The sequence below is a fragment of the Klebsiella sp. Sb-30 genome, assembly GCF_057652795.1.
In genome coordinates, this window is sequence record NZ_CM172749.1 from 4,351,090 (window position 1) to 4,372,751 (window position 21,662).

Sequence of the window (21,662 nt, forward strand, 5' to 3'; positions counted from 1 at the left end):
CCCCCATCAGGCATGATTGCCACCCGGCTCAGTGCCGCCGAAACGACGCTCTCGATTAACAAAGGCATGGAGTGCACCTTCAAAGTCCTGTTCAGCAAAATCGGGCCAAAGAACATCGGTAAAGTAAAGTTCGGCATACGCAATTTGCCAAATCAAAAAATTACTGATGCGATGCTCTCCCCCGGTCCTAATAACTAAATCTACAGGTGCCAGTTCATGCATACAGACCTGCTGACTCAGCATGTCTTCCGTGATCTGTTCGGGCCGAAGTAACCCGTTCTGAACCTGTTCGGCCAGATTGCGGACACCCTGAATAATATCCCAGCGCCCACCGTAGTTCGCCGCAATATTCAGCGTTAAGCCCGTGTTGTTCTCCGTCAGCGCTTCCGCTTTGCGGATACGCTCCTGCAGGCGAGCATTAAAACGCGTCGTCTCGCCGATGATCCGCAGACGAACGTTATGCCGATGCAAGCTTTTCACTTCGCTATCCAGCGCCCAAACGAACAGCTCCATCAGAGCACTGACTTCCTGCTCGGGGCGGTTCCAGTTCTCGCTGCTGAATGCATATAGCGTCAACGCTTCAATACCATTGTTCGCCGCGAAGGAGACCGCGCGACGAACCGACTTCGCCCCGGCTTTATGGCCGAATGCGCGAATTTTTCCTTGCTGTTTCGCCCAACGACCGTTGCCGTCCATGATAATGGCGACATGACGACAGCCATGCGCAGGCGATATTTCGCTGACAGTGTGATTAGCAGACAACATAACGCGTTTTAAGTCCATAATAAGGATTAGCCAAGCCACTAAACGCGAGCAACCGGTCAGCGCTGTATACGCATTTTTATCCAGTGCCGAAGCTACAGCTAATCGCAGAGAACAACCCAAAGCTTTACGCAAAAAAGCCGTGTTTTTCCACGGCCACCACAATCTTTTACAACAAAATGCAACGATTGGGTGGCGCAGACTATATCACCGAAGCCCAGCGCCCACAAATATCACAACGTGTCGTGAGGTTCAGCCCCGCGTTGTCAGATGTTTTATCTGCTTCTGCGCAACGACCCTGGCCTGAGCATCAATAACCAGCACTTCATCAATGCTTTGCGGCTCATCAAGCGCCAGCTGATCCAGTACCGCCAGGTTGACTCCCGCAATATCGGTAAAGCGAATCTCTTCAGCCAGGAAGGCTGCCACGGAGATTTCGTTGGCCGCATTCAGTGCCGTTGTCGCCGCCTGACCTTGATCAAATGCGTCCATCGCCAGCTTGAGACACGGATAGCGCCCGTAGTCCGGCGCGGAAAAGCTCAGCTGACTCAGCTGGCAGAAGTCTAACGCCGGCACGCCAGAGTTCAGGCGGTCTGGCCAGCCCATCGTATGGGCGATAGGCGTACGCATATCCGGTTCGCCGAGCTGCGCAATGACGCTGCCGTCAAGATAACGCACCATCGAGTGAATGACGGACTGCGGATGGATCAGCACTTCCATCTGCCGGGCTGAAGCGTTGAACAACCAGCGGGCTTCGATATATTCCAGCCCTTTGTTCATCATCGTGGCGGAATCGACAGAGATTTTGCGTCCCATTGACCAGTTGGGGTGACGGCAGGCCTGATCCGGCGTCATCGCCGCCAGTTCCGCTATCGCCGTTTCCCGGAAAGGACCACCGGAACCGGTCAGCAGAATCGACGATACGCCGTTCTGCGTTAAGTCAGCGTATCCAAGATTATGCTGTACGGTTACAGGCATACTCTGAAAAATCGCGTTATGTTCGCTGTCCACGGGCAGCAGGTGCGCACCATACTGCTGTACGGCATCCATAAACAGACGTCCGCAGGTGACCAGCGACTCTTTATTCGCCAGCAGCACCGTTTTGCCGGCACGGATGGCGGCCAGCGTTGGCACCAGCCCCGCAGCACCCACAATCGCCGCCATGACCTGGTCAACGTCGTCCAGCGCAGCCACTTCAGCGGCAGCCTGCTGGCCGCTCAATACGTCAGTGCGGCTACCGTTTTCACGCAGGCGGATGCGCAGCGCGTCGGCGCTTTGTACATCGTCCATCACCGCGTAGCGGGGAAAAAATTCCAGACATTGTTCAACCATGCGGTCGACATTTTTCCCTGCGACCAGCGCGGCGATGGAAAAGCGATCGGGGTTATGGCGCACCACATCCAGCGTGCTGCAGCCAATTGAACCGGTCGAACCGAGAACGGTTAATTGCTTCATGAGATGTCCAGAAGAATTGAGACAGGATAAAAAGAAAAACGCCGTCAGAAAGCCCTTACGCCACAATGACCCGGGAGCAGATCGGCGGTCTATCACCTTCAGCAAGCGTGCCAAAGGCTACAGGGCCGACCGTTTTAACACAATCCCAGGAATTGAGCGTTCGGTCTTCTGTACGGCGTTTCAGACTTAACGCCCGCAGCTCATCAATCAAAGTGGGCGGCGAGCGTATCGGCAGAGAATCAGAACTGCATCAGTTCCGCTTCTTTATCGGCCAGCGCCGCATCCACTTTCTTAATGGCGGCGTCAGTCATTTTCTGCACGTCGTCCTGAGAACGGCGATCGTCATCTTCGCTGATCTCTTTGTCTTTCAGCAGCGCTTTAACTTTGTCGTTAGCATCACGACGCACGTTACGGACAGACACGCGAGCCTGTTCGGCTTCGGCACGCACGATCTTAGTCAGATCTTTACGACGTTCTTCGGTCAGCGGCGGCAGCGGAACGCGGATGTCGGTACCCGCAGAGCTCGGGTTCAGACCGAGATCGGAAGCCATGATCGCTTTCTCAACGGCCGGGCTCATCGAGCGATCGAATACGTTGATTTTCAGTGTACGGGAGTCTTCTACCGTGACGCTTGCCAGCTGACGCAGAGGCGTCGGCGTGCCGTAATATTCCACGACAATGCCATCCAGCAGGCTGGGAGAAGCACGACCCGTGCGTATTTTGCTGATTTGGGTTTTGAACGCTTCGACGCATTTTTCCATGCGTACTTCAGCATCTTTTCTGATATCGCTAATCACGTTACGAATCCTTGAAAACTTGTCTCAGACAGACCAGACGGTCGCTCACCGTAAAAGTGAGCTAAGTATAGTCAGGTTTAATGCAAATCACCGGGCAATAAGCCCGCGAAAGTAAGGCGGAATATTACCCGGATTTGGCGCTGACGGGAATTATTCCGTAATCAATGTGCCTTCTTTTTCGCCCATCACCACGCGACGCAGTGCGCCGGGTTTGTTCATGTTGAAGACGCGAATCGGCAATTTATGGTCACGCGCCAGGGTAAAGGCGGCCAAATCCATGACTTTCAGTTCTTTATCGAGCACTTCGCTGTAGGTCAGCTGATCGTACATGGTGGCAGACGGGTCTTTGGCCGGGTCAGCGGTAAACACACCGTCGACTTTGGTGGCTTTCAGCACAACATCGGCTTCGATTTCAATACCGCGCAGACAGGCAGCGGAATCGGTGGTGAAGAACGGGTTACCGGTCCCTGCTGAAAGAATCACGACGCGATTGTTACGCAGCAGGCTGATGGCTTCCGCCCAGCTGTAGTTATCACACACGCCATTCAGCGGAATCGCTGACATCAGGCGAGCGTTCACATAGGCGCGATGAAGTGAGTCACGCATCGCAAGACCGTTCATCACCGTTGCCAGCATGCCCATGTGGTCGCCCACAACGCGGTTCATCCCCGCTTTCGCCAGCCCAGCACCACGGAACAAGTTACCGCCACCAATCACTACGCCAACCTGAATACCCAGTTCAACCAGTTCTTTGATTTCCTGAGCCATACGGTCAAGTATGCTTGCATCAATACCGAAGCCTTCCGAACCCTGCAGAGCTTCGCCACTTAACTTAAGCAGAATACGTTTGTAGACGGGTTTTGCATTGGTAGCCATGTTTCTTTCCTGAGACTGTCAACGAGTGAGATGAGTTAATTCTGGCGACATTGTATGCCGCTTTTCAGCACCGCCACTATAAGCGATGAGCTGAATTTACAAAACGGGCACAAAAAGAAGCCGCCCTCAGGCGGCTCCTTTTGAAAATTAAGACTGCTTGGACATCGCAGCAACTTCTGCTGCAAAGTCAGTCTCAACTTTCTCGATGCCTTCGCCCACTTCAAAGCGGATGAAGCCAGTAACGTCGGCATTGTGCTCTTTCAGCAGCTGAGCAACAGATTTGCTCGGGTCCATAACGAAAGGCTGGCCGGTCAGAGAAACTTCGCCGGTGAATTTCTTCATGCGGCCTTCAACCATTTTCTCTGCGATTTCTTTCGGCTTACCAGACTGCATCGCGATGTCCAGCTGAACCTGGTACTCTTTCTCAACCACTTCAGCAGAAACGTCTTCCGGCTTAACGAATTCCGGCTTGCTTGCTGCGATGTGCATTGCCAGCTGTTTAACCAGCTCCTGGTCAGCGCCTTTAGCCGCAACCAGAACACCGATACGTGCGCCGTGCTGGTATGAACCCAGAACGTCGCCTTCCAGGGAAGCCACGCGACGGATGTTGATGTTCTCACCGATTTTAGCAACCAGCGCAACACGCTCTTCTTCGAACTGTGCTTTCAGAACTTCAACGTCGGTGATTTTGCCAGCGACCGCAGCGTCCAGTACTTTATTAGCAAATGCCTGGAAACCACCATCTTTAGCAACGAAGTCAGTCTGGCAGTTAACTTCCAGAATGATGCCGTAGGTACCGTCGATCTTAGTGATGATCACGCCGTCAGCAGCAACGTTACCTGCTTTTTTCGCCGCTTTGATTGCGCCGGATTTACGCATGTTTTCGATTGCCAGCTCAATGTCGCCGTTCGCTTCGGTCAGCGCTTTTTTGCAATCCATCATGCCTGCGCCAGTACGCTCACGCAGCTCTTTTACCAGGGATGCGGTAATTTCAGCCATTCTTAAATCCTCGGGAGATGTGAACTGCCCGGCCGGGGGCCAAACAGTATAAATTGAAAAAAGGGGCCGAAAATGGGCCCCTATTCATACACGGTACTAATAAGGGGTGAAACCTTATTATTCAGCTTCTACGAAGCTTTCTTCCGCCTGAGAAGCCAGATCCTGAGAACGACCTTCACGCACGGTTGCAGCTACAGCGCCCAGGTACAGGCTAACAGCGCGGATCGCGTCGTCGTTACCCGGGATAACGAAGTCTACGCCGTCCGGATCGGAGTTAGTATCAACGATAGCAAATACCGGGATACCCAGGTTGTTTGCTTCTTTGATAGCGATGTGCTCGTGGTCAGCGTCGATAACAAACAGTGCGTCCGGCAGGCCGCCCATGTCTTTGATACCGCCCAGGCTGTTTTCCAGCTTGTCCAGCTCACGAGTGCGCATCAGCGCTTCTTTCTTGGTCAGCTTCTCGAAAGTACCGTCCTGGGACTGAGTTTCCAGGTCTTTCAGACGTTTGATGGACTGACGAACGGTTTTCCAGTTAGTCAGCATGCCGCCCAACCAGCGATGGTTCACGAAGAACTGGTCGCAGCTGTTAGCAGCTTCTTTTACCGCTTCGCTTGCAGCGCGTTTAGTACCAACGAAAAGGATTTTACCTTTACGAGCAGAGATCTTGTTCAGTTCAGCCAGAGCTTCGTTGAACATCGGTACAGTTTTCTCAAGGTTGATGATGTGAACTTTGTTACGCGCGCCGAAGATGAAAGGCTTCATTTTCGGGTTCCAGTAACGGGTCTGGTGACCAAAGTGAACACCAGCCTTGAGCATGTCGCGCATGGAAACAGTTGCCATGTTTAAAACCTCTATAGATAAAGTTGGGGTTATGCCTCCACGTATCCCATATTACCGACCCTAAAGGGCACCCCGGAATATGTGTCGATACGTGTGTGTTATTTACACAAAGTGAGATTGTCGCTTCAGTCCATCCTGTGTAGTACGAAATGGAACGGAAGTCCGGCGCGCTTTATACCACAAAACCCGATCGGAAACCAACTGTTGTTGACGCTGAGTGCTGTTAATGATTCTCAATTTGGCACCAGGACACCCGGACTGTTAACATTGGCAGGAATAACTCTATTATTGTCGAAAAAACCGACACAGCTGGACACAATCCATGGCTATATCTATCAAGACATCTGAAGACATCGAAAAAATGCGCGTCGCCGGCCGCCTGGCCGCTGAAGTGCTGGAAATGATCGAACCCTACGTTAAACCGGGCGTCAGCACCGGCGAACTGGACCGCATCTGTAACGATTATATTGTTAACGAACAGAAAGCGATCTCCGCCTGCCTCGGCTACCACGGTTACCCGAAATCCGTGTGCATCTCTATTAACGAAGTCGTCTGTCACGGGATTCCGGACGACGAAAAACTGTTGAAAGACGGCGACATCGTCAACATTGATGTCACGGTAATTAAGGATGATTTCCACGGCGACACCTCCAGGATGTTCATCGTCGGCAAACCGACGATTCTCGGCGAGCGTCTGTGCCGCATCACCCAGGAGAGCCTGTATCTGGCCCTGAAGATGGTTAAGCCGGGAATCAACCTGCGCGCGATCGGCGCAGCTATCCAGAAATTCGTCGAAGCGGAAGGTTTCTCGGTGGTGCGTGAATATTGCGGTCACGGTATCGGTCGCGGTTTCCATGAAGAACCGCAGGTGCTGCACTACGACTCTCCTGAAACCAATGTGGTGCTCAAGCCGGGCATGACCTTTACCATCGAACCGATGGTCAATGCCGGTAAGAAAGAGATCCGCAGCATGAAAGACGGCTGGACGGTGAAAACCAAAGACCGGAGCTTGTCTGCGCAGTACGAGCATACTATTGTGGTGACAGAGAACGGCTGTGAGATTCTGACGTTACGTAAGGATGACACCATCCCGGCGATAATCTCGCACGACGCATAACGAAAAGCCGGCGCCCGCCGGCTTTTTTTATGACGGGCGTCCTGCCCGTCACCCGATGGGCCGCCGCAGGCGACGTTAAAAATCGCTCCCGGCTTTTTTATGACGGGCGTCCTGCCCGTCACCCGATGGGCCGTCGCGGGCGACGTTAAAAATCGCTCCCGGCGATTTTTTATGACGGGCGTCCTGCCCGTCACCCGATGGGCCGCCGCAAGCGACGTTAAAAATCGCTCCCGGCTTTTTTATGACGGGCGTCCTGCCCGTCACCCGATGGGCCGTCGCGGGCGACGTTAAAAATCGCTCCCGGCGATTTTTTATGACGGGCGTCCTGCCCGTCACCCGATGGGCCGCCGCAAGCGACGTTAAAAATCGCTCCCGGCTTTTTTATGACGGGCGTCCTGCCCGTCACCCGATGGGCCGTCGCGGGCGACGTTAAAAATCGCTCCCGGCGATTTTTTATGGGCGATAGTTATTTTCTTATGGTGACGCGATGAGCAACTCTTTACCTGACACTGTCTCCCCTACCCTCTCCGGTCAGCCAGAGAATCCGGGTAGCTGGCCGCAAGGTGATTTGACCTGTGCCACCATCAAGGCACACCTCGATATTTTCCAGCGCTGGCTGGGTGAAGCGTTTGATAGCGGTATCGCCGCCGGGCAGCTAATCGAAGCGCGCACCGAATTTATCGACCAGTTGCTCCAGCGCCTGTGGATTGATTTTGGCTTTGGTCCGGTCAGCGATCTGGCGCTGGTCGCGGTCGGGGGGTATGGCCGTGGCGAGCTGCACCCGCTCTCCGACGTCGACCTGCTGATTCTCAGCCGCAAAAAACTCTCCGATGAGCAGGCGCAGAAGGTGGGCGAACTGCTGACGCTGCTGTGGGATATCAAGCTCGAGGTCGGCCACAGCGTACGCACGCTCGAAGAGTGCCTGCTGGAAGGACTGTCCGATCTTAGCGTCGCGACCAACCTGATTGAATCTCGCCTGCTGATTGGCGATGTGGCCCTGTTTCTTGAACTGCAGAAACATATCTTCAGCGATGGTTTCTGGCCTTCAGAGAAGTTTTTTGCCGCCAAGGTCGAAGAGCAGAACATCCGCCACCAGCGCTACCACGGCACCAGCTATAACCTCGAACCAGATGTGAAAAGCAGCCCAGGCGGCCTGCGAGATATCCACACCCTACAGTGGGTCGCCCGTCGCCACTTCGGCGCCACCTCGCTGGATGAAATGGTTGGCTTCGGCTTTCTCACCGAAGCCGAACGTAACGAGCTTAACGAATGTCTGCACCAGCTGTGGCGGATTCGCTTTGCGCTGCACCTCGAGTTAAACCGCTACGATAACCGCCTGCTATTCGACCGCCAGCTCAGCGTCGCCCGCCGACTGCGCTACGAAGGCGAAGGCAATCAGCCTATCGAATACATGATGAAGGATTTTTTCCGCGTCACCCGGCGGGTCAGCGAACTGAATCACATGCTGCTCCAGCTGTTTGATGAAGCAATCCTCGCCCTCACCGAAGATGAAAAGCCGCGGCCCATCGATGATGATTTTCAGCTGCGCGGCACGCTGATTGACCTGCGCGACGATACGCTGTTTATGCGCGAACCGCAGGCGATCCTGCGCATGTTCTATATTATGGTGCGTAACAGCAACATCACCGGCATCTACTCCACGACGCTTCGCCACCTGCGCCACGCGCGGCGCCATCTGACGCAGCCGCTGTGCTATATCCCGGAAGCGCGCACGATTTTCCTCAGCATGTTGCGCCACCAGGGCGCGGTCAGCCGGGGGCTGTTGCCGATGCACCGCCACAGCGTACTGTGGGCCTATATGCCGCAGTGGTCGCATATTGTGGGCCAGATGCAGTTTGACCTGTTTCATGCCTATACGGTCGATGAACATACGATCCGCGTGATGCTGAAGCTGGAAAGCTTTGCCAAAGAAGAGACCCGCAGTCGCCACCCGCTGTGCGTAGAACTGTGGCCTCGCCTGACGCACCCGGAGCTGATTCTGATTGCCGCCCTGTTCCATGATATTGCTAAAGGTCGCGGCGGCGATCATTCTGTCCTCGGTGCCCAGGATGTGCTGAAATTCGCCGAGCTGCACGGGCTTAACTCGCGGGAAACCCAGCTGGTGGCCTGGCTGGTACGCCATCATCTGTTGATGTCGGTCACCGCTCAGCGCCGTGATATTCAGGATCCGGAGGTCATCAAGCAGTTTGCCGAAGAGGTGCAAACCGAAAACCGCCTGCGCTACCTGGTGTGCCTGACCGTCGCCGATATCTGTGCGACCAACGAAACCTTGTGGAACAGCTGGAAGCAGAGCCTGCTGCGCGAGCTCTATTTCGCCACCGAAAAACAGCTGCGTCGCGGGATGCAAAGCACGCCAGATATGCGCGAACGGGTACGCCATCATCAGCTGCAGGCGCTGGCGCTCCTGCGGATGGAAAATATTAATGAAGAGGCGCTGCATCAAATCTGGAATCGCTGCCGCGCCAACTACTTCGTGCGCCATACGCCGAACCAGCTCGCCTGGCACGCCCGCAATTTGCTCAAACACGACCTGAGCAAACCGATGATCCTGCTCAGCTCGCAGGCCACGCGCGGCGGGACCGAAATTTTTATCTGGAGCCCGGACCGCCCGTACCTGTTTGCCGCCGTCTGTGGCGAGCTGGATCGCCGCAACCTCAGCGTTCACGATGCCCAGATTTTTACCACCCGCGACGGCATGGCGATGGATACCTTTATTGTACTGGAACCGGACGGCAGTCCGCTTTCCGCCGATCGCCATGAGATGATCCGCCACGGCCTGGAACAGACCATCACCCAACGCAGCTGGCAGCCGCCGGCACCGCGCCGTCAGGCGGCGAAACTTCGCCATTTCTCCGTCGTTACCGAAGTCAATTTCCTGCCAACGCACACCGACAGAAAATCGTTTCTTGAGCTGATTGCGCTCGATCAGCCGGGCCTGCTGGCTCGCGTGGGTCAGGTGTTCGCCGACCTCAATATTTCGCTTCACGGGGCCAGAATTACGACAATTGGTGAGCGAGTAGAAGATTTATTTATAATCGCGACGGCGGACCGGCGTGGGCTTAATAATGCGCTCCAACAAGAAGTACAACAACGGTTGACAGAGGCCCTCAATCCAAACGATAAAGGGTGACGAACTTTTAATGTGTAAAGAGAAAGAGTAAAACAATGCAGCAATTACAGAATGTTATTGAGTCCGCTTTTGAGCGTCGCGCCGACATCACGCCGGCAAATGTGGATACCGTAACCCGCGAAGCGGTTAACCAGGTGATTTCTCTGCTTGATTCCGGCGCGCTGCGTGTCGCTGAAAAAATCGATGGCCAGTGGGTCACCCATCAATGGCTGAAGAAGGCGGTTCTGCTCTCTTTCCGTATTAACGATAACCAGGTTATCGACGGTGCGGAAAGCCGCTACTTCGATAAAGTGCCGATGAAATTCGCTGACTATGATGAAGCGCGTTTCCAGAAAGAAGGCTTCCGCGTGGTTCCGCCGGCGGCGGTTCGTCAGGGCGCATTTATTGCCCGCAACACCGTGCTGATGCCGTCCTACGTCAACATTGGCGCCTACGTTGATGAAGGCTCCATGGTAGATACCTGGGCCACCGTGGGTTCCTGCGCGCAGATCGGTAAAAACGTGCACCTGTCCGGCGGCGTCGGCATCGGTGGCGTGCTGGAGCCGCTGCAGGCTAACCCGACAATCATCGAAGACAACTGCTTCATCGGCGCACGCTCTGAAGTGGTTGAAGGCGTGATCGTTGAAGAAGGCTCCGTGATCTCCATGGGCGTGTACCTGGGTCAAAGCACCAAAATTTACGATCGCGAAACCGGCGAAGTCCATTATGGCCGCGTTCCGGCGGGCTCAGTGGTGGTTTCCGGCAACCTGCCGTCGAAAGATGGCAAGTACAGCCTGTACTGCGCCGTTATCGTGAAGAAAGTGGATGCGAAAACTCGCGGCAAGGTCGGCATTAACGAACTGCTGCGTACCATCGACTAAGCAGAATAAAAAGCGGGAGATATCCCGCTTTTTTTATATTTGAAGCTGGCGAAGATGGATCTTTTCGTTAATTATTCAAAGGTTATGATGATATCAAAGGTACCGTTATGTACGATAATCTGAAAAGTCTTGGCATTACCAATCCTGATGAGATCGATCGCTATAGCCTGCGGCAGGAAGCCAACAACGACATTCTGAAAATCTATTTTCAGAAAGACAAAGGCGAGTTCTTCGCCAAAAGCGTCAAGTTTAAATACCCGCGCCAGCGTAAGACCGTTGTCGCAGATGGCGTAGGCCAGGGGTATAAAGAGGTTCAGGAAATTAGCCCGAATCTGCGCTACGTTATCGATGAGCTGGATCAGATCTGCCAGCGCGATCGTACCGAAGTCGACCTCAAACGTAAGATCCTTGACGATCTGCGTCATCTGGAAAGCGTCGTCACTCATAAGATCAGTGAAATTGAAGCCGATCTGGAAAAACTGACGCGGAATAAATAAGTTGGTTTTCACTCCCTGGCCGGCGATGCTTTCCGGGGAGAGACCCACAACAACCCGGAGAAGACACTGTGTCGCTATCCGGGCTATCTTCTAACGCTGTTCATCCAGCTGCAGCGCAATATAAAGCAGCAAACGATCGTCAAAACTCCCCAGGTCCAGTCCCGTCAGTTCAGCAATACGATTCAGGCGATACTCCAGCGTATTACGATGAATAAACAGCGCCTTTGACGTCGCCAGCGGCTGCACGTTATGGCGAAACCAGGCTTGTAGAGTACGCCGCAACAGACCGTTATTATCCATCGCCTTCAGCCTGACCAGAGGACGGGCGAGTTCATTGGCCTGCCAGCCGCCGCGCAGGCTATCGAGCAGCACCGGTAACATTAAATCCTGATAAAAATAGCTGCGGCTCTCGGGCATCCGCTGTTTGCCGACCATCATCGTGGTACGCGCGGTGCGCCAGGAACGGGCGATGCTGCCGGGGCCGGTAAAGAAGTTCCCCAGCGCCACGCGAAAGCGCAGCTGGCCGTTTTCTTTCATTCGGGCGATCAGCTGATCGATTCGTTTGCGGTGATCCTCCGCGTCCCAGCGACCAAAGGCATTGAATGCCGGTTTGAGCACCACCATCTCGGTCAGTGAGACAATCGCCACCAGATTGTTGCGATCGGGCGTGGTCAGGGCGGTTTGCAGCTGCTGCAGTTCGGCCATGGCGCTGTCTACCCCGAGCTGACCGCTATCCACTTCAATCATCGCGACCACGCGAGGCTGGTTCAGATCGATGCCCAGCCGCTGCGCCCACTCGGTTAAGGCGGGCGTATTCTCTTCTGCCTGAATCAGGTTCATGACCAGCTCTTCACGCAGGCGGCTATCCTGGGCCAGAAGATGCATTAACCGCGACTGCTCCAGCATCATCTCGGCGGTCATGCACACCAGCTCGCCATATTTGCGCAGCGTTTCTGGTTCGCCGGTGAGGCCAATCACGCCGACGATCTCCCCCTCCAGACGCAAAGGCAGGTTAATCCCCTGACGCACGCCGTGTAGATGACGAGCAACCGCATCATCAATATCCACGACCCGCCCCTGGGAAAGCACCAGCAGCGCCCCTTCGTGCAATTCCCCAATTCGCTCGCGATCGCCGCTGCCGATAATGCGCCCGCGGGAGTCCATTACGTTGATATTGGTATCAATGATGCGCATCGTTCGCGCAACGATATCCTGCGCCATGTTGGTATCAAGATGCCAGCCAGCCATGTAACCCTCCCGTCAACAGGGGGTCAGCATAAAAGAGTTGGCCGAACGTCGCATTGTGCATATGCATAAAGCCAGGCAGAGAAGTATGGAGTTGCGGGTGGAGTCACAGAAAGGAAAGCGCGGCGGATAGCGGGGCAAAAAAAAGCCCCTTCCCGCAACGAGGAGAAGGGGCTGGTTTAGCCGTTAGCGATTACTGCATCAGCAGATAGATAGTGCTATCGCCACGCTGGATGTTCAGCGCCAGCACCGAAGGTTTGGCATCAAAGATTTTGCGCAGATCGGCGATATTTTTCACCGGCTGCTGGTTAGCGCCGACGATGATGTCGCCTTTCTTGAGGCCAATTTGTGCCGCCGGAGTCCCCGCTTTCACATTATTGACCACCACACCTTTGTCCTGACCTTTGTTGCTCATTTCCGCACCTTCAATACCATTGAAGATGGTGCTGGAGTCAACCTGAGTCTGGTTGCTCTGCTGCAGTTCGACGGTCGCATTGACCGCTTTGCCGTCGCGTACCAGTCCCAGCTGGACTTTGCTACCGATAGGCATAGTACCGACTTGCGCACGCAGCGCCGCGAAGCTGCTGATAGGCTTACCGTTCAGCGAGGTAATCACGTCACCGGCTTTGATACCGGCCTTCGCCGCCGCAGAACCCGGCATAACCTGGCTGACGAAGGCACCGCGCTGCGCATCGACCTTCATCGCTTTCGCCAGTTCAGAGTTCAGCTCGGTCCCCATAATACCCAGCTCGCCGCGTTTCACCTGGCCATACTTAACCATCTGCTCGGTCAGGTTTTTGACCATGTTACTCGGGATGGCAAAACCGATACCGATATTGCCGCCGTCCGGCGCCAGGATCGCGGTATTAATCCCGATCAGTTCGCCGTTCAGGTTAACCAGCGCACCGCCGGAGTTACCGCGGTTGATCGCCGCATCGGTCTGGATAAAGTTTTCGTAGTTTTCAACGTTCAGTCCGCTACGGCCAAGCGCGGAGACAATACCCGAAGTGACGGTTTCACCCAGACCAAACGGGTTACCGATCGCGACGGTGTAGTCACCGACGCGCAGCGCATCGGAATCTGCCAGCTTAATCGCCGTCAGATTTTTCGGATCCTGAATCTGGATCAGCGCAATATCGGAACGCGGATCTTTGCCAACGACTTTGGCATCAAACTTACGTCCGTCGCTCAGCTGTACTTTAATCGTGGTCGCATTATCCACAACGTGGTTATTGGTCACGACATAGCCTTTAGCCGCATCGATGATCACCCCGGAGCCCAGCGCCATAAATTTCTGCTGCTGACCGCCATCACCCGGCGCCCCGCCGCCCTGTCCACCGCCCTGACAGAACGGAGAACTCTGGAACGGCGAACCATCCTGGCAGAACGGTGAATTATCACCAAAGAACTGCTGGAAGTTACGCGGCATCCGCGGAGTGTTGACCGTTGTGCTGCCTTCAACATTAATGCTGACAACCGACGGCATCACTTTTTCCAGCATCGGGGCCAGGCTTGGCATTTGCTGTGTACTTGAGGCCGAAGAGGACGTTTCTGCCGCGCTCGCAGAGAGCGGGGATAACGCCAGACCTAAACTCAGAGCCAGTGCACTCATTGCTAACGTGGTTTTTTTCATATGTCTCAATCTCGATTTTAGATAATGCAAATTGCTATGTATGTGACTATCAGAGTCATTTTATCGCGCTAAGTTCCGGAATTAAGCATCTGGAAAAAGTAAAAATTTATTGTTCGTCTTTACAAAACCTGTACTTATTCCACCGCCATCAAGCGTCGATATTCATCCCATGCATACAAATCCGTCATCCCACTGATATAGTCCTGTATCAGACGGCAGCGATAATAATATTCCATCACCGGAAATTCTTCAGCATCATGCGAAACCTTATTTACTGCTTCAACATAGGCCAGCCGATGACGCGTCGAAAGTTTCTGGAACAAGCGCGAGGCGATAGGTAAGCTCCTCACCCGCTCTTTCTCCACTAATAAGCTAAACTCCTCCAGCGATAATTTTAACAGCGGCTCATAGATATCCAGAAGACCGCTAATCACCCGATAGCCTTGTAATTCCAGCTGCTCAACGTCTGGATGACTAAACACATGTTTTATCGCAACGTTTTTATATAGTTCCAGCAGCTGACTGCAGTCGCTATCGTCCTCAAGCAGCGCATGATTAAAATCACCGGCAAAGATCTTCGGTAAATTATCGATAAACCGGCGTGCCGCATACGGCACCAGTTTATTCAGCGTGTTGACCCGTAAATACATAAAGAACTGATCTTCTGTACTTCGACTCAGAGAATTCGCGCGCGATTTATCCCAGGCATTTTCTACCACTTGCGAAAATAAAGAGCCTTTTTCATGCTGCCCCCACGCCTCGTGAAGCAGCTGATAAAGTTGTTCTACGCTGAAAATACGTTTTTCTACCGCATCCTCAAGATCGGCCACACAATATGAGATATCGTCCGCCGCCTCCATAATCCAGGTCAACGGAAAACGATTGTAAGGAGCCAGCTCCAGTTCTTTACGCAACCTCGCAATATAGCCCTCTTCGGCTAAATAATAACCAGGCTTCTTCATTAAATAACTGTGGCTGGAGGGAAGTTCTCCCCGCCACCACGCCGGGCGCGTATATTTTAGAATGCAGCCAACCTGCGCCCAGGTCAGATTCATCCGCATCAGGGTATGCACTAAGCGAATACCCTGCGCGTTGCCTTCAAACCAGCACAGATCCTGACGAACTTTGCTCCGCAGCACATTCAGTTCGTCAGCGCCCTCCTGCAAACGGAGCGCCTCCACCGTACAACGATCCTGCGCTAACGGCGCGCCGGCGGCATCGTCAGGCGCGAGCCGCTGACGGAACCAGTCATTAATCGCCGCCTCGCCAAAATGGCCGAACGGCGGATTGCCGATGTCATGCATCAGGCAGGCCATTTCCACCACGCTCTCAAACGGTCCGGTGAGTTCATCCAGCCCGTAGGCTTCCAGCAGACGCTGCTCTTTCAGGCGACTGAGGATCTCTTTGGCGATATAGCGTCCCACCTGCTGAACTTCAAGGGAGTGGGTTAAACGAGTCCGCACCGCGGCATTACGTTCCAGCGGGAAGACCTGGGTTTTTTGCTGTAAACGGCGGATTGCCGGCGAGTTGATAATGCGCCCGCGATCGCTTTCAAAAATACGCAGGATCTCACGTTCCGTTTCGACCCCCTGCGGCGAGCGGTAGCGCCGACGCCAGTTAATCTTGTTGCGAAAATCAATCTTTGCCATGGCCTCTCCCGCGCGAGCAATAACGTTTCCCTTTGAGTGCATGATAGACTATGCAACTAAACCTGACACATCGCGAGTAAATCTATGAAAATCGGCATTATTGGCGCTATGGAAGAAGAAGTTACCCTTCTGCGCGACAAAATCGAAAACCGTCAGACTCTGACCCATGGCGGGAGCGAAATCTACACCGGCCAGCTGAACGGCACCGATGTCGCCCTGTTAAAATCAGGCATTGGCAAAGTGGCGGCGGCGATGGGCGCTGCCCTGCTGCTGGAGATTTGCAAGCCGGACGTGATTATCAACACCGGCTCCGCAGGCGGACTGGCGTCGACGCTGAAAGTCGGCGACATCGTCATCTCCGACGAGACCCGCTACCACGATGCCGACGTCACCGCCTTTGGTTATGAGTATGGCCAGCTGCCAGGCTGCCCGGCAGGCTTCAAAGCCGACGATAAGCTGATTGCCGCCGCGCAAAGCTGCATCGAAGCGCTGAATCTGCACGCGGTGCGCGGCCTGATCGTCAGCGGTGACGCCTTCATCAACGGCTCGGTCGGGCTGGCGAAAATCCGCCACAACTTCCCGCAGGCCGTAGCGGTTGAAATGGAAGCAACGGCGATTGCCCATGTTTGCCACAACTTCGGCGTGCCGTTCGTGGTGGTACGCGCGATTTCCGACGTGGCGGATCAGCAGTCTCACCTGAGCTTTGATGAGTTCCTCACCGTTGCCGCCAAACAGTCCACGCTGATGGTGGAAAAACTGGTACAGACGCTGGCGCGTGGCTAAGTCGCTAAAACGGGCGCTTGCCGCTCTGCTGCTGCTTACCCCGGCGTGGCTCTTCGCCGCGCCGCGGGTTATCACGCTATCCCCCTCCAATACCGAACTGGCCTTTGCCGCCGGTATTACGCCGGTTGGCGTCAGCAGCCATTCCGATTATCCGCCGCAAGCGGCCGGTATCGAACAGGTTGCCAGCTGGCAAGGGATGAACCTGGAACGCATTGTCGCGTTGCAGCCGGACCTGATTCTGGCATGGCGCGGCGGCAATGCCGAGCGGCAGGTTAATCAACTGAGCGCGCTGGGGATCAAGGTACTCTGGGTCAATACCGCGACGATTGAAGAGATCATTGCGACGCTGCGACAGCTGGCGCAGTGGAGTCCGCAGCCGGAAAAGGCTCGCGCATCCGCACAGCGAATGCAGGACGACTATGATGCCCTCAAAGCCCGCTACGCACATACGCCGAAAAAACGCGTCTTTCTGCAGTTTGGCAGCAATCCCCTTTTTACCAGCAGTCGGGGATCGATTCAGGACCAGGTGCTGACGTTGTGCGGCGGTGACAACATTTTTGCCTCCAGCCCGGTTCCCTGGCCCCAGGTGAGTCGTGAACAGGTCCTGGCAAGGCAGCCTCAGGCCATTGTTATCGCCGGTGATGCCAGCAGACTCCCTGAAGTTGAACGTTACTGGCATAATCAGTTAAAAATTTCCCTGATTGCAGTAGATGGCGACTGGTTTGAACGCGCAAGCCCGCGTATTATCCTCGCCGCAAAACAGCTCTGCGAGGCGCTCGGGCAGGTCAAATAGCGCCGTTTGCGCAGGGTAATAACGACATCCGTTACAGAGAACGCCAGTGTAACCGACATACGTACGGTTGGCGGACGCCGTGCGGGTGCAATTTGGTGAGTAAAAATAGCCTAAGGATCCGGGCGCTTAACGAGAACTGACGATGCTTGTCTATTGGCTGGATATTATTGGCACCGCCGTATTTGCTATCTCGGGCGTATTGCTGGCCGGTAAACTCCGGATGGATCCGTTTGGCGTGCTGGTGCTCGGCGTTGTCACCGCCGTGGGCGGTGGGACCATTCGCGATATGGCGCTCGCCAACGGCCCGGTGTTCTGGGTAAAAGACCCCACTGATCTGGTGGTGGCGATGGTCACCAGCATGCTGACCATTCTGCTGGTGCGCCAGCCACGCCGACTGCCGAAATGGATATTGCCGGTGCTTGATGCCGTTGGTCTGGCGGTATTTGTCGGCATCGGAGTGAATAAAGCGTTTCTGGCCCACAGCGGCCCGCTGGTCGCTATCTGTATGGGTGTCGTCACCGGCGTAGGCGGCGGGATCATTCGCGACGTACTGGCGCGCGAAATTCCGATGATTTTACGCACGGAAATCTATGCCACGGCCTGTATTGTCGGCGGTATCGTGCACGCCACGGCCTATGACACTTTTCATGTTTCGCTGCAGAACTCGGCGATGATGGGCATGGTCGTCACGCTGATGATTCGCCTTGCGGCCATCCGTTGGCATCTGAAGCTGCCGACTTTTGCCCTCGATGATCACGGGCGATAGAACGGGGAAATTGCCCCGGCGGAGAAAAACTACCGGGGCGAGAATCCAGTGCGGGGATCAGACGCTGAATGAAGACCCGCAGCCGCAGGTACTTTTCGCATTCGGGTTGGTCACGATAAAACGCGAGCCTTCCAGGCCTTCAGTGTAGTCGACGGCACCGCCGACCAGATACTGCAGGCTCATCGGATCGACCACCAGGCCGACGCCCTGTTTTTCGATGGTCATATCGCCTTCGTTAACCTGATCGTCAAAGGTGAAGCCGTACTGAAAACCACTGCAACCACCACCGGTGATATACACACGCAGTTTCAGGTTTGGATTGTCTTCATCTGCAATCAGGAATTTTACTTTTTTGGCTGCAGCTTCAGTAAACTCCAGCGGCAACGCTACGTCATCACTCATTTTATGCTCCCATTGATACTTCTGACCGGTTAAAGAATAACCCGACCTTATGAGCCATTATCTAATACCCTGGTAAATCGTTCAAGTATTCTCCCCGGCAACCTGCTGCGCTTTTGCCGCCTGTTCTGCGGCCTGTTTCGCCAGCGTGCGCTCCAGGATCGTGGAATACAAAGGCTTACCGCCAAGGAATTGCGCCAGTAGTGTTGCGCCAAGACAGGTAATAATCATTGGCAGAATGAGCTGATAGTTATCGGTCATCTCCAGCACCAGCACAATCCCGGTCAGCGGAGCGCGGATTGACGCCGCCAGCAGGGCCCCCATTCCGGCAATCGCAAAGGTCCCGGCATCCAGATGATAGGCCGGCAGCATCGGCGTGACGGCCATCCCGAAGGCGGTTCCCAGCAAGGTTCCCAGCGCCAGCATCGGCGCAAAAATGCCGCCGGGCGCCCCGGAGGAGAAACAGAGTAACGTGGTTATCACGCGGGCGATAAAGATAAACAGCAGCAGGCCAACGGAAAAGTTGCCCGCCGCAGCAATCGGAATCAGGTTAAAACCGCCTCCTGCCGCCGCCGGTTGAATCAGCCCGAGAACGCCGCACATTCCGCCAATTAGCCCGCCGATCAGTACCCACTTTTTCGTATTGCCGCCATGAATACGCTGGAACATATCCTGGGTGCGCAGCACCAGGCTATTAAACAGCGGGCCAACGCAGCCAAAAATCATCCCCAGGATCAGGTACAGCCACAGCGTATTCACCGGCGCATCGCTCAGCTTGCCGACCTCAATAATCGCCGATTCGCCATTAAAGATACGGAACACAATGCTCGACATAATCACGCCGGTAAAGACGGCTTTAATCGAAATCAGGTTGTAGCGAAACTGCGGGCGCATCTCTTCGATAATGAATAAAATCCCCGCCAGCGGCGCGTTAAATGCCGCAGAGAGCCCCGCCGCGGCCCCGGTGGCCAGCAACGTGTGGCGCGCTTCGGGGCTGCGCATGCGGAAAATATCCAGCACCATTCGCCCGACGTTGCCGCCCAGCTGTACCGTTGGCCCTTCGCGACCGAGCACCATGCCGGCGCCCAGCGTCCCCATCCCGCCGATAAATTTTACCGGCAGCACTCGCCACCAGCGAACCGGACGCAGCTCTTCCAGCGCCCCTTCGATCTCCGGTATACCGGATCCCCCTGCCTCCGGCGCGAAACGACGCACCAGAAAATAGCCCACCATCGCCAGCAACGCAGATAAAATAAAAGCCAGCGGCCAAATCAGGAACCCGTGATCCGCCACCTGCACCAGGGAACCGATGCGCATGTTCTGCACCCAGCTGACGCTCTTTTCAAAGGCGACCCCCACCAGCCCGGCCAGCGTGCCGACCACCGCGGCCATCAGCAGCACCGCCAGCGGCGTTTTGTCACGTTGAACTAATCGACGTACCACATCGCCACGACGCAAGCGCACGATTTGTTTTGCTTCAAAAGTAGAGGCTTCTGTTTTCATACTCTTATCGTCAATAGTCATACAAATACGAAGGGGACATTTTAGCCTTCTGAACGTCCTACGTCGCGGGAAAAATGCACCTGCTGCGCTTTGTTTCAATTGGGCAAAACTTTCATAACTATCCTGGAATAACTTAGAATAACCAGCAAAACATTTATCACGAACCAGGATCATGGCAATGAGCAAATCTGAAACACTCTATAGCGCCGCACGTGAACTCATCCCCGGCGGCGTGAACTCGCCGGTCCGCGCCTTTAGCGGCGTCGGCGGTACACCGCTGTTTATCGAACGCGCCGACGGCGCCAGGCTGTACGATGTCGACGGTAAAGCGTATATCGATTATGTCGGCTCCTGGGGCCCCATGGTACTGGGCCATAACCATCCGGCCATTCGCAACGCGGTGATTGAAGCCGCGGAGCGCGGCCTGAGCTTTGGCGCGCCGACGGAAATGGAAGTCAAAATGGCGGAGCTGGTGACCGAACTGGTCCCAACGATGGATATGGTGCGGATGGTGAACTCCGGTACCGAAGCGACGATGAGCGCCATTCGCCTGGCCCGTGGCTTTACCGGCCGTGACAAAATCATCAAATTTGAAGGGTGCTATCACGGCCACGCCGACTGTCTGCTGGTGAAAGCGGGCTCCGGCGCGCTGACCCTGGGCCAGCCGAACTCACCGGGCGTACCGGCTGATTTTGCTAAACATACCCTGACCTGCACCTATAACGATCTGGCCTCCGTTCGCGCCGCGTTTGAGCAATATCCGCAAGAGATTGCCTGCATCATCGTGGAGCCGGTAGCCGGCAACATGAACTGCATCCCGCCGCTACCGGCGTTCCTGCCGGGCCTGCGCGCGCTGTGCGACGAATTTGGCGCGCTGCTGATTATCGATGAAGTGATGACCGGCTTCCGCGTGGCGCTGGCGGGCGCGCAGTCATACTACGACGTGGTTCCGGATCTGACCTGTCTGGGCAAGATCATCGGGGGCGGTATGCCGGTCGGCGCATTTGGCGGTCGTCGCGATGTGATGGATGCCCTGGCCCCGACCGGCCCGGTGTATCAGGCCGGAACCCTGTCTGGTAACCCGATCGCCATGGCGGCCGGTTTTGCCTGCCTGAGCGAAGTCGCCCAGCCGGGCGTCCACGAAACGCTGACCGATTTAACCAATCAGCTCTCTCAAGGGCTGCTGGATGCCGCGCGCGAAGCGGGCATTCCGCTGGTGGTGAATAATGTGGGCGGCATGTTCGGCCTCTTCTTTACCGATGCCGAAACGGTCACCTGCTATCAGGATGTGCTGAAGTGCGACGTTGAACGCTTTAAGCGTTTCTTCCATCTGATGCTGGAAGAAGGCGTCTATCTGGCGCCATCGGCGTTTGAGGCCGGCTTTATGTCGATTGCCCACACCCCTGATGATATCAACGATACCATCGCCGCCGCCCGTAAGGCGTTTGCGAAGCTGTAATTCAAGACCGGGCAGCGCAAGCTTGCCCGGCCTGTGTTTTTGTCGCCCCGGTAAGCGAAGCGCCACCGGGGAAAA

General features: G+C 55.1%; 19 protein-coding genes. 8 read left to right on the forward strand and 11 right to left on the reverse strand.

All coding sequences use genetic code 11. The features are described from left to right. Positions 1–6 precede the first annotated feature (6 nt). The 6 genes from ispU to rpsB form a co-directional block, all read right to left on the reverse strand. Positions 7–765 (reverse strand): (2E,6E)-farnesyl-diphosphate-specific ditrans,polycis-undecaprenyl-diphosphate synthase, encoded by a 759-nt coding sequence (gene ispU, locus AC236I_RS20415; RefSeq protein ID WP_004858119.1) that lies wholly within the window; start codon positions 763–765, stop codon positions 7–9. A gap of 249 nt (positions 766–1,014) precedes the next feature. Continuing rightward, positions 1,015–2,217 carry a 1-deoxy-D-xylulose-5-phosphate reductoisomerase gene (gene ispC, locus AC236I_RS20420; RefSeq protein WP_032716597.1) on the reverse strand — a complete coding sequence of 401 codons (1,203 nt, stop codon included), beginning with the start codon at positions 2,215–2,217 and terminating at the stop codon, positions 1,015–1,017. A 239-nt stretch (positions 2,218–2,456) separates the two neighbouring features. Beyond that, positions 2,457–3,014, reverse strand: coding sequence for a ribosome recycling factor (gene frr, locus AC236I_RS20425; protein WP_004858114.1), 558 nt, complete (start codon positions 3,012–3,014; stop codon positions 2,457–2,459). Positions 3,015–3,164: 150 nt separating this feature from the next. Further along, on the reverse strand, positions 3,165–3,890 hold the full coding sequence (pyrH, locus tag AC236I_RS20430) for a UMP kinase (protein WP_004858112.1): 726 nt from the start codon (positions 3,888–3,890) through the stop codon (positions 3,165–3,167). A gap of 147 nt (positions 3,891–4,037) precedes the next feature. Beyond that, on the reverse strand, positions 4,038–4,889 hold the full coding sequence (gene tsf / locus AC236I_RS20435) for a translation elongation factor Ts (RefSeq protein WP_015585106.1): 852 nt from the start codon (positions 4,887–4,889) through the stop codon (positions 4,038–4,040). 117 nt (positions 4,890–5,006) lie between these two features. Next, positions 5,007–5,732, reverse strand: a complete 726-nt coding sequence (gene rpsB, locus AC236I_RS20440) for a 30S ribosomal protein S2 (RefSeq protein ID WP_004858107.1) — start codon at positions 5,730–5,732, stop codon at positions 5,007–5,009. Between the two features lie 322 nt (positions 5,733–6,054). Here rpsB and map point away from each other — a divergent pair, with 322 nt between their 5' ends. The 4 genes from map (at position 6,055) to AC236I_RS20460 (ending at position 11,357) form a co-directional block, all read left to right on the forward strand. Next, on the forward strand, positions 6,055–6,849 hold the full coding sequence (map, locus tag AC236I_RS20445; RefSeq protein ID WP_004858106.1) for a type I methionyl aminopeptidase: 795 nt from the start codon (positions 6,055–6,057) through the stop codon (positions 6,847–6,849). 487 nt (positions 6,850–7,336) lie between these two features. After that, on the forward strand, positions 7,337–10,000 hold the full coding sequence (gene glnD / locus AC236I_RS20450; RefSeq protein ID WP_004858104.1) for a bifunctional uridylyltransferase/uridylyl-removing protein GlnD: 2,664 nt from the start codon (positions 7,337–7,339) through the stop codon (positions 9,998–10,000). A 35-nt stretch (positions 10,001–10,035) separates the two neighbouring features. Then, complete coding sequence (gene dapD, locus AC236I_RS20455; RefSeq protein WP_004858103.1) at positions 10,036–10,860, forward strand: 2,3,4,5-tetrahydropyridine-2,6-dicarboxylate N-succinyltransferase; 825 nt, start codon at positions 10,036–10,038, stop codon at positions 10,858–10,860. Between the two features lie 107 nt (positions 10,861–10,967). Continuing rightward, the gene (locus tag AC236I_RS20460) at positions 10,968–11,357 is read left to right on the forward strand and encodes a DUF3461 family protein (protein ID WP_004858100.1); all 390 of its coding nucleotides are present in this window, start codon (positions 10,968–10,970) and stop codon (positions 11,355–11,357) included. A gap of 90 nt (positions 11,358–11,447) precedes the next feature. Here AC236I_RS20460 and AC236I_RS20465 read toward each other — a convergent pair whose 3' ends face one another. The 3 genes from AC236I_RS20465 to dgt all read right to left on the reverse strand — a co-directional run bounded on the left by AC236I_RS20465 (position 11,448) and on the right by dgt (position 15,884). After that, a complete protein-coding gene (locus AC236I_RS20465; protein WP_032716594.1) occupies positions 11,448–12,605 on the reverse strand; it encodes a CdaR family transcriptional regulator in 1,158 nt (385 codons plus the stop codon). 190 nt (positions 12,606–12,795) lie between these two features. Continuing rightward, complete coding sequence (gene degP, locus AC236I_RS20470) at positions 12,796–14,235, reverse strand: serine endoprotease DegP (RefSeq protein WP_004858096.1); 1,440 nt, start codon at positions 14,233–14,235, stop codon at positions 12,796–12,798. Positions 14,236–14,369: 134 nt separating this feature from the next. Beyond that, positions 14,370–15,884, reverse strand: coding sequence for a dGTPase (dgt, locus tag AC236I_RS20475; protein WP_071359161.1), 1,515 nt, complete (start codon positions 15,882–15,884; stop codon positions 14,370–14,372). Between the two features lie 84 nt (positions 15,885–15,968). On the opposite strand from dgt, the gene mtnN reads away from it, so the two are divergent. From mtnN to AC236I_RS20490, 3 genes are all read left to right on the forward strand, one after another. Then, positions 15,969–16,667, forward strand: a complete 699-nt coding sequence (mtnN, locus tag AC236I_RS20480) for a 5'-methylthioadenosine/S-adenosylhomocysteine nucleosidase (protein ID WP_004858091.1) — start codon at positions 15,969–15,971, stop codon at positions 16,665–16,667. Further along, positions 16,660–17,460 (forward strand): vitamin B12 ABC transporter substrate-binding protein BtuF, encoded by an 801-nt coding sequence (gene btuF, locus AC236I_RS20485; protein ID WP_004858089.1) that lies wholly within the window; start codon positions 16,660–16,662, stop codon positions 17,458–17,460. Before mtnN ends, btuF begins: the two co-directional genes overlap by 8 nt. Before the next feature lie 142 nt (positions 17,461–17,602). Beyond that, positions 17,603–18,226, forward strand: a complete 624-nt coding sequence (locus AC236I_RS20490) for a TRIC cation channel family protein (protein ID WP_015585110.1) — start codon at positions 17,603–17,605, stop codon at positions 18,224–18,226. Between the two features lie 57 nt (positions 18,227–18,283). Here AC236I_RS20490 and erpA read toward each other — a convergent pair whose 3' ends face one another. Both erpA and clcA read right to left on the reverse strand, forming a co-directional pair. Next, positions 18,284–18,628, reverse strand: coding sequence for an iron-sulfur cluster insertion protein ErpA (gene erpA, locus AC236I_RS20495; RefSeq protein ID WP_004858085.1), 345 nt, complete (start codon positions 18,626–18,628; stop codon positions 18,284–18,286). An 81-nt stretch (positions 18,629–18,709) separates the two neighbouring features. Then, positions 18,710–20,128 (reverse strand): H(+)/Cl(-) exchange transporter ClcA, encoded by a 1,419-nt coding sequence (gene clcA, locus AC236I_RS20500; protein WP_015585111.1) that lies wholly within the window; start codon positions 20,126–20,128, stop codon positions 18,710–18,712. 178 nt (positions 20,129–20,306) lie between these two features. Here clcA and hemL point away from each other — a divergent pair, with 178 nt between their 5' ends. Next, positions 20,307–21,587 carry a glutamate-1-semialdehyde 2,1-aminomutase gene (gene hemL, locus AC236I_RS20505; protein ID WP_004858082.1) on the forward strand — a complete coding sequence of 427 codons (1,281 nt, stop codon included), beginning with the start codon at positions 20,307–20,309 and terminating at the stop codon, positions 21,585–21,587. The last annotated feature ends 75 nt before the right edge of the window (positions 21,588–21,662 follow it).